The sequence below is a fragment of the Cupriavidus oxalaticus genome (assembly GCF_004768545.1).
Lineage (GTDB): Bacteria > Pseudomonadota > Gammaproteobacteria > Burkholderiales > Burkholderiaceae > Cupriavidus > Cupriavidus oxalaticus_A.
Map to the genome: position 1 here is coordinate 15,252 of NZ_CP038639.1, position 14,270 is coordinate 29,521.

Sequence of the window (14,270 nt, forward strand, 5' to 3'; positions counted from 1 at the left end):
TATATTTCTCACGTAGCTCGCTCCACAGGGACGGACACTACGCAAGCAACGGCTCTTGTACGATTCCGTACAGTAAAGGCAGGGGTGAGCACAATATAGTCTGTCGACGCCTAGCGACACGCGTCAGATCGCGCCATTTAACTGCCCCCAATGGAACAGCCCCTGCTCCTTCCAGATGACACTGCATCGGCACGATCGTTACTCGATCAATTGGTCGCAGATTCCCTCCTGTATCGCTGTGGAGAGGAATATAAAAAATTGCTCACTTTCGTTATTCGACTGCGAAATTTTGCGCCTTTCAATGCTATGCTATTGCAGGTTCAAAAGCCTGGCCTGATGTACGCCGCATCTGCCTTTGACTGGCACACCCGATTTCAGAGACGCCCCAAACCTGACGCGCGTCCGTTGCTGATTCTTTGGCCATTCGCACCGGTCGCGCTTGTATATGATGTACAGGATACCACTGGTAATCCCTTGCCCGATGGAGTAAATGTTTTTTCCGCAACAGGTGTAATGACCTCATCTCGAATTGCTGAATTCGCTCATTTACTAAATAAACGGAGTATTCTTGTTCACTGGTTCGACGGTGGCGACGGGAACGCTGGTTACATTACATCAATAAAGTCACCTATCGCCCCCGACTTTGTCGGTCAATATAGATTAGGGCTCAACAGAAACCACACTCATGCAGTAACCTTTGCCACAATTGCGCACGAGATGGCCCATTTGTGTCTCGGGCATCTTGGCAAAGACAATAAATTAAAGATACCAGCTAGGCGCCTCCTTACGCTCAAAGAGCGGGAGCTTGAGGCCGAATCCGTTGCGTACATCGTTTGCAACCGCAATGGTGTCACGCCTAATTCGGAACGATATCTTTCAGCTTATCTTAAGAATGAAAGCGATGCTCAGAATATGGACACCTATCAGATCATGCGCGCTGCAGGGCAAGTAGAAGCACTCCTCGCCCTAACGGCATCAACCAGCTTCGACCATCTTTGAGCTTAAAAATTGACCCATTGCACGTCCACGTGATGTTTGGGCTGCGCTTTGGGGTCATCGTACTTTCCGTGCATTTTCTGGCGGTATGCACAGAAAATGGCTTATCTATCAAGAGCTTACGAATACTCCGGCGGCGTGTGATTTATTGCGCCGAAAAGCCTTGCTAGAGGCGGGTCTGCGGTCTGCTACCGCCCTTTTTTTCACGGAAAGTACGATGACCCCGAGTACTGGAAAGCGACAAACGCGCGTCCGCGGATTGGGAAATCGCCTGCGACGAAGGCTCAGGGGGTAAATGACAGAATGACATACGCCTCGATTAAGATTTTCCGTGTGGTTGATCATCAAAAACTCCATTACCCTCAGCTTTAGGGAGTAGACCGACATAGTTTGCCCGTGCCCGGATATGAGGACCTTGGTGATATTGCTCACTAGCATGTGCAATCCAACCTACCATCCGACCCAATCCCACAATTGCCAACTCGTTGCCGTGCATCTCGAACTTCCTACCCAAGAAGGCCGCCAGGAGAACAAAGGCTGGTGGTTGGTCTGTCAAGTCGCGGACCAGATCAATCACTGCCGTAAGTCGCCGGAAGTCCGCGTCATGTGCGAAGACATCCATCATGTGCTTCATCAAGTGAGCTGCGCGAGGGTCCTCGACACCATGAACGTTTCGATCGAATCCTGCGATGGCCTCGCCCTCTCGAAAGCGCGCGAGTACCGGCTCGCAGGGGTCCTTCGCCCCGGCAATCTCGCTGAGAAGTCGCACGGCCTGCTCTACGCGCCCAGCACTAATCCGTCGCCCCCTCGACGCTAACAGCCCGCACACCGCTGCTGCGTAAGGTGTAATTCCGGTGTTTGCCGTCGTGCGCACCGCGTACGTCATAGGGGTAAATTCGTGGTCCACGGAAAGCACGAGCATTCGTCGCACCATATCTTCGTACTTTGGTGCAATGCGCAGCCCTTTGGTCAGGTGCTGATGTAGTGGCCCGGCGACAGGTTCGCTTTGGGTGAGCACTGCGGCGTATGACCGTAGCGTGTCCGCGCCAGTGCGAGCGTAACCCGTTTTGCTTAGGTCGTACGCATGCGGATGCATCTGCTCAAGGATCGGGAACAACGCAAGTGCCTGAGCCATGGGTCCTAAGTGCTGTAAATCGGCGATCACTCTCCGCGCGACCTCAGGAAAGGGGAGTGCTTTTCTGTCAAAAGCGCCGGGTGTCTCCCACATCCATTCGGCAACCTCCTCAAGGGTTGCATGATCTGCCAAATCGGTTGCCGGACGACCTCGATAGTAGAGACCTTTCTCCGTTAGCAGCGTGATTGAGGTGCTAATTGCCGGCCAATGGGGCGTTGAGGACTGTGCGGCGGTGCCGCGCTCCGCGAGAAGCCGCTCAATGTCGGCAGCCCAATATCGTCGGCTGCGAGAACCGTCCACCTTCGACGACCGAATTCCCTTCCTACCGACGTAGGCATAAAGCGTCGCCACGTTGATGTTGAGCAGCGACGCTGCCTCCTCCGCACTGAGGTATAGGGCGTCGTTAGTTACGGCATGTTCCGCTTTCATATTGACTCGACTCGTACAGATTTACATAGCTCAGCCTCGAGTATACAGTCAACACCATCGCCATGTTAGTACATATATGGATCCATATATCTATATAGCCGACGTTGGGCCGTCGGCGCCAAAGTGGTCGATAGGAGGCCTCACTCCCGCGCAGCGCATACGGGAGCAGCCACATGTACATCACACTGCATCCGGACGCTGCGATGCAAAAAACTACAGAGGAGACGAGTTATGAAGAAGGGACTTGCCATCGCGGCAGGATGCATGGCATTCGCGAACGAAACTGCGCTAGCGCAGGACGGCGTAACGTTGTATGGCGTTATGGACACGAACATTGAGTACGTCAGCAACGTCTCGCAACTTGACTCGACTCAGAGAGGCTTCCCTGGTCCAGGAAAGAGTCGATTTGGACTGACTTCTGGCGGACTTTCTGGGTCTCGTTGGGGAATTCGCGGGACTGAGGACCTTGGCAAAGGACTCAAAGCTATCTTTGCACTAGAGAGCGGCTTTGAGGCAGACACAGGGAAGATGGCTCAGTCCGGCCGTCTGTTTGGGCGCCAAGCTTACGTTGGGCTCCATCAGAAAGGCTTGGGTCAATTGTCATTTGGACGGCAGTACAGCGCCATGTTCGACACATTCTCCAATTTCTCCCCCACCGGGTACACGAATCAATATGAGCCGATTGCGTCCATGGTCGGACTGGATCTTCGGTCAGACAACACAGTGAAATACAAGGGAGAGTTCGGTCCCGTCACCGCTATCGCAAACTGGTCCTTCGGAAATGGCGTTGCAAGCAGTGGGGAGGTGGCCGGTCAATTCCGGCGAGACAGCGGCTATGGGTTCGGCGCCTCGTATCTCGGTGGGAAAGTTGGTCTCGCTATGGCGTTTGAACAATTCAATCCGACCCTGGCTGCCGGGGCCGCACCAGCGAGATTCCAGAAGGCAGGAGCGGCGGCTACTTACAACTTCGAAAATATTAAATTGACGGGCGGGTACCGTTGGGGCTTGAACAAATCAGGGAGCGATGCCACGCTGGCGCGAGATAACCTCTATTGGGTCGGTGCAAACTATTCTCTAGCCGCGCTTAGGCTAACGCTCGCGTACTACTACGATGATCTGAAGAATCTGAACGGCGTTGACGTAAAAAACCCATGGCAGGTTTCATTTATCGCCGACTATAACCTGTCGAAGCGAACCGACGTCTACTTGTCTTTGGCCTACGTAAAGAACTCGGGCCTAAATTTCGACAATACAGCTGTCTTTTACTCAGGCGGAAATCCTCTCGGGGCAGACAAGCAAAGCATGCTAGGAGCTGCCGTCGGCATCCGACACAGATTCTAAGGGCATAGGACAGTCACCCAAGTTCGTTGATGTCCCTCAGTAGAAGCCGGTTCCACCAAGCAGACGCCGGAACCAGGAATGGCGCGCAGCCACTTCCAGGGAGTAATGGGGGACATCTCCAGCCTAACGAAAGACGACGCTACCATTTCAAGTTAATCCGAAGGACTGTGACTACACAACTCTCGGTTTTGGAAGCCGAATCGGAAAGGGATTTGCACAGTGAGCAGCAGTCAAAACGGTCTAAGCATCAAAAATTCGTCAACCAAAGGTGACGCGTTTAGTGCATGCAGCCGGACTAAATTTTCTACTTCGGCAGCACTATTAACATCGTTGGCTGTCTTTTCTCAGGAAGTCGTTTGGAACTTCTATGAGGCCCAGGTTCCACCGGCCCTACGGCATTACACCAACAGTGCCGCCCTGATCGGCTTACTTATGGGTATCGACAATCTACTCGGCCTGTTTATTCAACCATGGATGGCGCACAGGTCCGATAACACCAATAATCGCTTTGGTCGAAGAGTTCCGTATCTATTGATTGGTGTTCCGATAGCGGCCACTTTCTATATCCTTATTCCCTGGGCGGAAAGTCTACCAGCCCTCATTGCATCGATGCTCTGCTTTGCCTTAGTAGCAAACTCATTTAAATCAATCACCGAAGCATTGGTGGCAGATTTTCAGTCAGCGGAAAACCGAGGAAAAGCGAACGCGATGGCGAAATTAGCCGCAGCGCTGACGATATCAGTTGGTTCTGGTATTAGTTATTTCGTCATAGATAAGAGCACCAAGGTTGCATTCGCCATACCTGCTTTTCTACTTGTTATTGGCATGGCGATAGCATGTTGGGGCTTGGACGAACGAAAGCTCCATTCCGTAACCTCCGAAAAGGGCCGCGCACAACAAAGCCAAAGCTTTCGAAATCTAATTATGGATATTCTGCGCTCGAGCAATCGGAGCAGAGCCTCTATGCTTCTTGCCGTCTTTGCGACAGCGGGGGCTTGGTCCGCAATGCGGTCGCAGCTAAGTCCTTACGCAATTGAGATCCTTGGTTTGACGCGCGGCCAAGCTGGCTCGCTTTCAATGCCGGCTGGAATAGCATTTATCCTTGCGGTGTTTCCACTTGCAATACTATCTGATCGGTCGAGCCGCCTCAGTATATGCAAAATCGGCGGGCTTGTGTTTTCTGTCGGCTGCTTTGTGGCATTCATATCAACTAGCGTTCAAGCTACCATCATTGCATTGGTGATTGCCTCGGTGGGGTATGCCGCATTTGCAATAAATGGCGTCGTCATTATGTGGAACTTGGCCCCCAACAGTAAATGTACTGGAGCATACACGGGACTTTACACAATGGCCTTCGCTTGTGGTGCGACCATTGTTCCGGCACTGATCGGGCTACTGGTCGACGCGACCGGCTGGCGTTATTTGATGCTATATGCGGGCATTGCTGGATTAGTTGCTTTTTTGCTCTTTTCGCGCATCCGAAATGAATGCTCAATTAATAGACCATAAGCTCCATTTACCATGATCTTCAAGTGTGATCACTATATAAAGGCTTGTGCGCGCTATTGTTGAATGATGGCTATGATAAAGAGGCCGCATGGGTATTAATCGTCGAAATGATTCCCGTCTTACGAGAAATCGCATTCTCGAATTCTCACTGCGCCAGCTCAATGAACTCGGGGCGCCCAGCGTAACCACGACTTCAATAGCGGAAGGAATGGGAATCAGCCCTGGGCTACTGTATTATCACTTTCGCAATAAGTACGACATTATAAACTCACTGTTTGAAAGCTTCGAGCAAGAGATGGATCGCCTTTTGACGTGTCCGCAAGGCCATGCCGTCACATTAAAATGGAGCTGGAGCCACATACAGTATTTGTCAGAGTTTATGTGGAGTTATCGATTCTTATATTTGGACATCAACGACCTTTTATTACATAGCCGAACGCTGGAAGTCAAATTTAAGCGCATTGTCGAAAGGAAAAAGGACTTTGCGCTAGAAATTTGTGGGCAGCTTTTAGAATTCGGCGAAATGGAGGCCACGCCGGAGCAACTGGATGCCATGTGTACTAGCATCGTAGTTGTGATCACCTACTGGCTGTCTTTCCAGTTCCTGCAGCACGCTCGCCATTACAACGACGCAGAGCGAATTCGCGCTCACCTGCACGGGAGTAGCTACCATATCATTTCGATTCTCGCGCCTCATCTACGGGGCGGTGCGCGTGAAGCCTATAACCAATTGATCTGCGAGTACGAGGTCAGCACCCAAGGAAGGCCATTTGAAACAGGTGATGGCCATCGGCCCCTCTCGATTGCTGACGCGGCCATCGCACTGGACGATGGAGGAGACTTGGCGTCAATCCACGCGGCGATAAGGCACGGTCGAACACGTGCGGTCGAACACGTCATGGTGGATCAGAAAGACGTACAAAAGTGAACCACTGAACGCGACGACTTCGTGACGACCGTGGCTCGAAGGGAAAAGAGGGCGTGGGCTGTCGCTCAGAATATTGGTGACGAAGCCCTGCCCTCGCAGCTGCCAGCCAATTGTGAAAGGGCGACCCGATGGTCTTCGCCCCAACCACCGGCAGCCGACACTACGCGGTACGCCACGACATATCATCTCACCAGAGTGGGCGTCCTTATTTGCCGCAAAGTCATCCTGGACGCACCCATTTCACCAAAGAGGTCTAAACCGTTGCGACGGGCGTCACCGGTGATCCAGCTGCGCCTGGCAGGCGCAACGGGGGCGCCGTCAACAGAAACCGACTGCGGTTGTGTTCGCGCAACCATCGGTTTAACGGCGACAGAAGCCATTGTTCACCCAGCGGCACGCCCAGTTTAAAAAGACAGTGTTCATGCAAAGTGCTGGGGGCGCCTGGGACCGGAGGAAGGATCTCAACGGCACGATTGTCAGAGATAAGTGCAACCACCCCAGAGTCCGTGATCCACTGCAACAAACGGGCGTCCGCGCCATCGAGTCCAGCGCAACTGTTGTGCATGCGCCAAGAGTCGGGCTGTTTATTCATTTCGAGCAGAATCTCGTCGAAGCCGGTCCACAGACACAGCATGTCGCCCGATTCCACACAAACGCCGTCCTCGTCCAGGATGCGCATGAGGGCGTCGTAGCCTACACGTTGGTGTTCCCGACCAAAATGCCGAAACAGGTCCACCATAACTCCGCGACCTTGGACGCACGTAGCGGCCATCGTGTCGATTCCAAGCGGCCCTGCAGTCACACCCTCGAATTGCTCCCAGTCCTGTGCGTCAAGACGCGGCGGTGGCGTTACGACGTCCACACCGCCGCGCCATCCGTTGTAGTAAACGATTTCTGCGACACCGTCGCCGTCCGCATCGAATTCGGTACCCACATGCGCAAGGCTATCCCATTGTGTCGAATACTGGGTCGATAAAAGGACGGCGTCGTCGCAGACCACCGAGCGAATCCTGCCATCAGGCGATCGCCTAACGTGGTTATGAAAACACTGTCCGCCATGCACTGCGCCGAATAGCCGCGGCGGATGACGTCTCGGATTACCCACCGTTCCGCCCGGGAAGTCGAGAGGCAGGCTCAGGCAGAACGCGATGCCCTCCCGTGCTTCCGCTAATCCCTGTTTAACCTTGTCAGGAGTGAGAAGGTTCAGTCGCCCGATCTTGTCGCTGTCGCCGAACTCGCCCCAGTTGGATCCTTCTGGTCGGTGCACCCATCGTTTTCCCAATTTTCGCTCCTTGGTCGACAAGCCAAAGCTGCTCGCCGTCGCAAAGAATAGAGACCTCCAGGTCTATCCGTCAATGTCGACTGTTGTGGTCGACATATTTCATCAAGGCGGGAGGATGCCGTTGTAGTTCACCTTCCAGCGCACCAATGGCATCTCGTTTTGCTGCTCCCATGCGTGTGCGATCCAACCAGCGATTCTTGCCAGGCGTACCAAGTTGGCATCCGGCTCTGCGCCGATGCGACGGTTCACAAACGCAGCCAGGAACGCGAAGTCCGGTTGCTGGCCGGTCAGTTCACTGGCCAAATCAATGGCCCGCTCAAATCGCGCGAAATGGCGATCGGCGGCAAGTAGCGTGCGCAGGGAGGACAAGAGTGCTGCGGATCGCGGGTCAGGCACGGCGAAAGGGGAAAATCCAAAACCTGGTACATCCTCGCTCCCTCGCACTCGGGTCTTCACGGGCTCGGTCGGATCCGAAGCCTTCTCGATCTCTGCCATGAAGCGGGCAAACGAACTGACGCGAACCGCCGGCAGACGTTTTCCCATGACCGCTGAGAGGCCCGCTATCACACAGCGGTACGGTGTCGCGCCGGTGCTCGCAGCAGCGCGCGCGACATAGGTCGCGGGGTGAAGGGCCTGATCGGCAGAAAGCACGAGTACGCGCCGCACTGCATCCTCGAGTTTCGGCCCACACTTGGTGGTCTGGCCGATATAGCGGTGCAGAGGCCCTTTCGCCGGTGTGGCCTGGCGCAACATCCAAGCGGCGAACCAGCGCATCACGTCCGCACCCGAGCGCAAAAAGCCTTGCTTACTGAGGTCGTGCGCGCGCGGGTTGCTTGCCTCGATGGCGGGCAGCAGCATCATGGCACGGTCCAGCGCACTGTAGCTCGCACAGGCTTTGAGCAGCACATCTAGGTTCGCCGGGGTTGTGATCGGCATCAAGCCATCGAAAGGGTCGAAGTCGCCGGCATCCCACAAGAGGCGAGCGACTTCCTCCAAGGTCGCATGTTCAGCCAAATGAATCGCGCTGGTACCACGATAGAAGGAGCCTTTCTCCGTCATCAATGTGATCGCCGAGGTCCCTGTGAGCCCCGGTGCGGCTTCTCGTGACGAGGCCGGTGCTATGCCCGTTTTGATCTGTTCGATGTCCGAGCGGAGATATCGGCTGACCCGGCTGCCGCGCGTCTTGTGCGTGCGGATGTTCTTGCGGCTGACGTACGTGTATAGCGTGGACACGCTCACGTTCAACATTCCTGCTGCTTCTTGCGCTGTCACGTAGATGCCGTCGCTGGAACCCAGCGGTGCGGTCGTATCGATGGCCACGATAGATCTCCTAATATGTCGACGATTATAGTCGAGATTGACCGATAAAATCGGGCCGTCTACATTTCGGATCAAGGAGCAATTCTCAGACCGATGGAGACGACGTGAACGAATGCAGATTTATTGCCGCGAGCGGGATGCTAGGCATTGGTGTGCCGGAAGACAGCCTGCGCAAAGCCTTGGAGATCAAGCCACATTTCGTGGCTGCCGATGCGGGTACCACGGATGCGGGTCCCTTCGCACTTGGCAAAGGGGTGTGTGCCTTTCCACGCGAGGCCATCTTGCGCGACATGACCATCCTGCTGCGCAACACGGTGCCGGCGAAGATCCCTCTGTTGATTGGCTCGGTAGGCACAGGCGGCGCCGATGTGCACGTGGACTGGTTCATGGAAATCGTCCGCGAAGTAGCCACTGCCGAAGGGCTGCAGCTCAGGGTGGCGGAGATTCGCTCGGAGCAGTCAAAGGACTTCCTTCGACAAAAATTCAGGGAGGGCCGCATTCGCGCTCTCGATCCGGCACCGCACTTCGACGAAAGCACGATAGAGCGCAGCGTGCGCATCGTCGGCATGATGGGTGTCGAGCCGTTGCAAGCGGCGCTCGAGACAGGCGTCGACCTAGTGGTTGCTGGGCGCTGCAGCGATCCGGCGCTTTTTGCAGCCATGCCCATCATGATGGGACTGCCCCACGGATTGGCATGGCATGCGGGCAAGGTCGTCGAATGCGGTGCATCGGTCTGTGAGAAACCGAGCCACGGAATGATCGTTGGCTATGTGCGCCCCGACGAGGTTGTGATCCAGCCAATCGGACCGGGGCTGCGCTGCACCCCGCAGACGGTAGCGGCACACAGCCTCTACGAGAATGCCGATCCCTTCTTTTTTACTGAAGCCTCGGGCGTGTTGGATATCAGCGGTACCACATACGAGCAGATGGAAGACGACATCAGCGTCCGGATGCGAGGCAGTCGATTCCGAGCCGCCGATCAGATCACCATCAAGCTTGAGGGTGCCGAATTGGTTGGCTACCAAAGCATCTTGATTGGCGGCATTCGCGACCCGTTCATTCTCGGCGAGTTCGATGCATGGCTCGGCAGGGTGCAGCTGCGTGTACGTGAATCGGTAGAGAAGGTCTTCGGACGCTCGCTGGAGGCGTTGAATGCAAGGATTGACTACCACGCCTACGGACGCAACGGCGTGATGGGAAACCTAGAGGCCGACCGCGCTCACGTACCACACGAAGTGGGGCTTGTCGTCGAGGCGACTGCGAGCGACCAAAAGACTGCAACCGCATTGGTGCAATTGACACGGCAGCCGCTGCTCCATCAGCCCACAACCAAATGGAAGGGCTCGATTACTGGCTTTGCATGCCTGCACAACCCATCGCACATCGAGCGCGGCCCAGTCTATACATTCAACGTTAATCATGTCGTCTTGCCGGAATCCCCAGTCTCGATGTTCCGTACCACCTTCACCAACATCGAAGGAGCTGCGCATGCAACTGTCTGATCTGGCGGCCATGGTCCGCAGCAAGAATGCCGGTCCCTTTGTGCTGACGTTCGACATCCTGTTTAGCGACGAAGAGAATTACCTGCGCGTCAAGCGCTCAGGTGCTTTAAACGTTGAGATGTTTGCCAAGCTCTATCACACCGCACCATCGAAGGTGCGCTTCTTCGAATGCGACAAGGCGCTGGCCCTCAAGTTCAGCATTCCACATCCCACGACGCAGGGCGCGCTCGGCAGCGCGGATCTGCACGGAGGCCAGCAGTTCATTCCGTTGCTCGCTATTCAGATTCCTTGAAGAAATGCGGCTATGTACCGCTTCGATGGAGACAACTCATGCGCATTTTTTTCCAAGCGGCTCGGGCCATCGGCCTGACTGTCTGCCTGGCGGCCGGAACTTCCGCCGCGATCTCTCAGACGCGGAATGACGACGCCGCCAATTGGCCCCGTCGCGTCGTCAAGCTGGTTGTTCCGACTGCGCCAGGCCAAGCCTCGGACGTGCTCGCGCGTCTGCTGGCGGACTATCTGTCGAAGGCTTTCGGTCAGCCCTTCATTGTGGACAACCGCAACGGGGGCGGTGGTTTCATCGGCCTTTCTATCGCGGCCAAGTCGCCGCCGGACGGTTATACGCTCGTTATCGCCTCCAGCGGACCGCTTACCGTGTCACCGGCGGTGCTTTCCAAGGTGCCGATGGACACAGTTAAGGATCTCGAGCCCATCGCCAATATTGCTCTGACTCCTCAAGTCATTCTGGTGGCGAGCAAGGGGCCATACAAATCGCTATCGGACCTGATCGGCGCTGCAAAGAAAAAGGATCTCGCCTTCGCGATTCCGCCGCTCGGATCGACGAGTCATTTGGCCTATGCGGCATTCGCCAGATCGACCAACACGAATTTCACCCTCGTGCCATTCAAGGGGAATGTCGATAGCGCTACGCAAGTCATTGGCGGCGATGTGGCAGCCATGTACGACACCGTGCCTGGCGCATTGAACTTGCTCAAGGCAGGGAAGTTGCGTCCACTGGCTGTCGCAGCCTCGCAGCGCTCCCCGTTCCTTCCAGACACGCCTACGCTGGGTGAACTGGGCATTCAGAACTCCGAGGCGGTGGGCTGGATTGGCCTGGCTGCCCCGGTGAAGACACCACCTGAAATCCTGGAGAAGCTTGCTTCGCAGGTGCAGCGCTTTCTGGCGGATCCTGCGGTCCGCGCGAGCATGAAGGCCCAAGGGTTCGCGCCCGTGGACAGCGCCACACGCGAATCGTTTAAGACCACCATTCGTTCCGACCTTGCGCACTGGTCAAAGGTGGCGAAGGAGGCGAACATCCATGTCGACTGACTACATGAATCGAGAAAGGGACGCTGCTGTCGGTCGATGGATGATATCGCGCCGCAGTATTATTACCCAAAGCGCGCTGCTGGGGCTTAGCTTGATGCTTCCGGCTTACAGCAAGGCTGCGGGTGAGCCCTTTGCATCGAAGCCTTTTCAGGTCATCGTGCCGTATCCACCCGGCGGTTCAAACGATAGCTTAGCACGCCTGATCGCTCTTCAATTGGCGCGCAAGTTTCAGCAACCTGTACTCGTTGACAACAGGCCCGGCGCCGGAGGAGGTATTGGAATCAGGGTACTCGCCAAATCTGTGGCCGACGGCCATACGCTTGGTCTAGTTTCGTCATCGTTCGCCACGTCGGCTGCTGTAAGCGCCAAGCTGCCATTCGATCCGATCAAAGATTTCGAGCCCGTCGCAAGGATTACATCGAGTGCACTACTGGTTCTCGTGTCACCGCATCTGGGCGTGCGAGATCTGCAGGGTTTCATCGCCCTCGCACGGCAGCGGCCAGGAATGCTCAGCTACGGGTCGTCTGGTGTTGGTAGTCTCAATCACTTCGCAGCGGAGTTGGTCATGGACGCTGCAGGTGTTCGGCTCGTGCACGTACCGTACCGCGGCATGGCTCCGGCAATGGCGGACCTGGCCGGTGGCCACCTGGACTTGGTGATAACCAGTGAGTCCTCCGCGCGCGCTTTTCTCAACAAGCGCAACGTTGTTGCGATTGCAACGACGTCGGCACAGCGCCTTCCCCACCTGAGCACTGTGCCCACTTGTCGAGAATCCGGTCTTTCAGAAATTGTGATCGACGCGTGGGCGGGCTTTCTTGCGCCAGCCGGGACGCCGGCGGACAAGCTGGCGCTCTTGAACGGTGCGATCAACGAAGCCATGACCAGCCCGGAACTATCCAAGGCTTTAAAGCTTGAGGGGGCGTCAGCCTTTGAGCCGCTGACTGCAACTGAATTTAAGTCATTGGTACAAAGTGACATAGCGCGCTGGCGCAAAATCGCAAGGGCAAAAAGAATTGAGGCTGACTGATGCTCCGCCTCCAGCGGCGCCAGCGCGGTTGTCCGGTATAGCCTTTATGCGGGCCTATGCGCGTAGTGAAGATAGCGATGATGGGAGGAACGAAAATGTGAGTTGTGAACCTGCGGTGCCTCCCCATCTCGGTTCTGTACCCGCGGATGACCGCTTTCCATCTAAAGCAAATGGACGATTCATATTGGCCGAACAACAATGTCTCTGTGCACACTGTGCCTGTCTCAACTTGATCGCCCCGGCTATTTTCCGCCGCATTCTAAGTTGGTGAAGTCCGAGACGCTGCGTACTAAAAGCGGCGCAAATGCCTTCGCGTATTACTGCAAGCAATGCGGAGAGACGCTGCTGCTAACAGCGGCCGACTGCGAGGCGCCAGACCGCTGGACTCGCCTGGCTGCGGCCGACTGAATTATGTCCGCCGCGTTGCTCGCGAGGTCCAAGAGCGCCTGAGGCCCCGCGAGCCAGCAGCCGCTCGCTTCCGGAACGCCCGCTACACACGCGTCAAACTGTTGATGCATGATGGCTTTGGCGTGTTGTGCGCCGCGCGCCGCCTTAACCAGGGGCGCTTTGCCTAGCCTGCCGGTACCACCGGCGCACAACCGACGCAGGCGCAGTTCGACGCCCCGGTGCTCGGCCTGCCCTGGCAGGGGTGATCGTGCTTTCGCTGCATGTATGGAGCCGACGCCTTTTGCAAGCTTCTTGTTCGTGATGTTGAAACGGTCTGCATGCATGTATCCGGCTTGCCCGGTGGGCGCTTGCCGACACGCGCGCCGGTCGGCGCCATGGAGCTGGTCGGGTAGCAGTAGCGCATTGCCACCATGGTGTGGCACCGAACAACTTGACAGAACGTTTCGCAGTTCGACGACGGGAGAAGTAGCTAGCCCACGCCGGATCGAATGGGGTGGTCAGTCCTCGGATTTTGACGGTCTCGTAATCGGGATCGTCATCGCGCGGAAGAGCCGAAATCCGCTGGTACCGCTGTCAGCCGAACCCTTCGTTGCAAAATCCCAGGACCGGTGTCCGTCAGCCTGGAAGTAGCTCCTCCTGACCCACCGTGCTCCTTTATTGGGATGTCGACGCCTAGCCCACTTCCAGAGCAGATGCCAGATGTGCGAGTCTATAAATGAGAAGCTTGCTTTCGCCACGACGTGACGGTGATACATGGCCCAGTCCCGGATGACCGGGTTCAGTTTCTGTATCAACGCCTCCTGCGTTACGCTCGCGTTGCCTTTGATGATCTCCCTGACCTTGGCGAGCAGCGATTTGACGCTTTTCGTCGCTGGTTTGGCCAGCAGCTTGCCAGCATATTTGCGCACGTTCTGACCAAGGAAATCGAAACCCTCCGCAATGTTCGTGATCCGAGTTTTCTCCTCCGAGAGTTCCAGCCTTCGGGCGGCCATAAACTGTCTGACCGCAGGAAGTACTTTGGATTCGAGCACCTCTTTCGATATGCCGGTGTGCAAAGCGCGGAA

Annotated in this window: 12 protein-coding genes and 1 pseudogene; 9 read left to right on the plus strand and 4 right to left on the minus strand. The window is 55.9% G+C overall.

Features of this window, described 5'->3' with window-relative positions; all coding sequences use genetic code 11:
- Window positions 1-150: 150 nt before the first annotated feature.
- On the plus strand, window positions 151-999 hold the full coding sequence (locus E0W60_RS34555) for a hypothetical protein (protein ID WP_135707347.1): 849 nt from the start codon (window positions 151-153) through the stop codon (window positions 997-999).
- A gap of 316 nt (window positions 1,000-1,315) precedes the next feature.
- Here the strand turns inward: E0W60_RS34555 and E0W60_RS34560 are convergent, their stop codons facing one another.
- Window positions 1,316-2,560 (minus strand): citrate synthase, encoded by a 1,245-nt coding sequence (locus E0W60_RS34560; protein ID WP_135707348.1) that lies wholly within the window; start codon window positions 2,558-2,560, stop codon window positions 1,316-1,318.
- A gap of 231 nt (window positions 2,561-2,791) precedes the next feature.
- Here E0W60_RS34560 and E0W60_RS34565 point away from each other — a divergent pair, with 231 nt between their 5' ends.
- From E0W60_RS34565 to E0W60_RS34575, 3 genes and pseudogenes are all read left to right on the plus strand, one after another.
- The gene (locus E0W60_RS34565) at window positions 2,792-3,901 is read left to right on the plus strand and encodes a porin (RefSeq protein WP_135707349.1); all 1,110 of its coding nucleotides are present in this window, start codon (window positions 2,792-2,794) and stop codon (window positions 3,899-3,901) included.
- Between the two features lie 219 nt (window positions 3,902-4,120).
- On the plus strand, window positions 4,121-5,410 hold the full coding sequence (locus tag E0W60_RS34570) for an MFS transporter (protein ID WP_167884693.1): 1,290 nt from the start codon (window positions 4,121-4,123) through the stop codon (window positions 5,408-5,410).
- An 88-nt stretch (window positions 5,411-5,498) separates the two neighbouring features.
- Window positions 5,499-6,155 (plus strand): annotated as a pseudogene (locus E0W60_RS34575) (TetR/AcrR family transcriptional regulator); the annotation flags it as partial.
- Window positions 6,156-6,591: 436 nt separating this feature from the next.
- Here the strand turns inward: E0W60_RS34575 and E0W60_RS34580 are convergent.
- Window positions 6,592-7,641, minus strand: coding sequence for a cyclase family protein (locus E0W60_RS34580; protein WP_240746153.1), 1,050 nt, complete (start codon window positions 7,639-7,641; stop codon window positions 6,592-6,594).
- 81 nt (window positions 7,642-7,722) lie between these two features.
- A complete protein-coding gene (locus E0W60_RS34585) occupies window positions 7,723-8,940 on the minus strand; it encodes a citrate synthase family protein (protein WP_135707352.1) in 1,218 nt (405 codons plus the stop codon).
- A 104-nt stretch (window positions 8,941-9,044) separates the two neighbouring features.
- On the opposite strand from E0W60_RS34585, the gene E0W60_RS34590 reads away from it, so the two are divergent.
- From E0W60_RS34590 to tnpB, 5 genes are all read left to right on the plus strand, one after another.
- Window positions 9,045-10,442 (plus strand): acyclic terpene utilization AtuA family protein, encoded by a 1,398-nt coding sequence (locus E0W60_RS34590; RefSeq protein ID WP_135707353.1) that lies wholly within the window; start codon window positions 9,045-9,047, stop codon window positions 10,440-10,442.
- Window positions 10,429-10,734: a DUF4387 domain-containing protein gene (locus E0W60_RS34595; RefSeq protein ID WP_135707354.1), complete on the plus strand. Its 306-nt coding sequence runs from the start codon at window positions 10,429-10,431 to the stop codon at window positions 10,732-10,734. Before E0W60_RS34590 ends, E0W60_RS34595 begins: the two co-directional genes overlap by 14 nt.
- 38 nt (window positions 10,735-10,772) lie before the next feature.
- Entirely contained in the window at window positions 10,773-11,771 is a 999-nt protein-coding gene (locus E0W60_RS34600; protein WP_167884694.1) for a Bug family tripartite tricarboxylate transporter substrate binding protein, read from the plus strand.
- Window positions 11,761-12,798: a Bug family tripartite tricarboxylate transporter substrate binding protein gene (locus E0W60_RS34605; RefSeq protein WP_135707356.1), complete on the plus strand. Its 1,038-nt coding sequence runs from the start codon at window positions 11,761-11,763 to the stop codon at window positions 12,796-12,798. Before E0W60_RS34600 ends, E0W60_RS34605 begins: the two co-directional genes overlap by 11 nt.
- Before the next feature lie 329 nt (window positions 12,799-13,127).
- Complete coding sequence (tnpB, locus tag E0W60_RS38485) at window positions 13,128-13,373, plus strand: IS66 family insertion sequence element accessory protein TnpB (RefSeq protein ID WP_135707358.1); 246 nt, start codon at window positions 13,128-13,130, stop codon at window positions 13,371-13,373.
- Between the two features lie 330 nt (window positions 13,374-13,703).
- On the opposite strand, the gene E0W60_RS34620 is transcribed toward tnpB, so the two are convergent.
- Complete coding sequence (locus E0W60_RS34620) at window positions 13,704-14,237, minus strand: group II intron maturase-specific domain-containing protein (protein WP_240746154.1); 534 nt, start codon at window positions 14,235-14,237, stop codon at window positions 13,704-13,706.
- Between the last annotated feature and the right edge of the window lie 33 nt (window positions 14,238-14,270).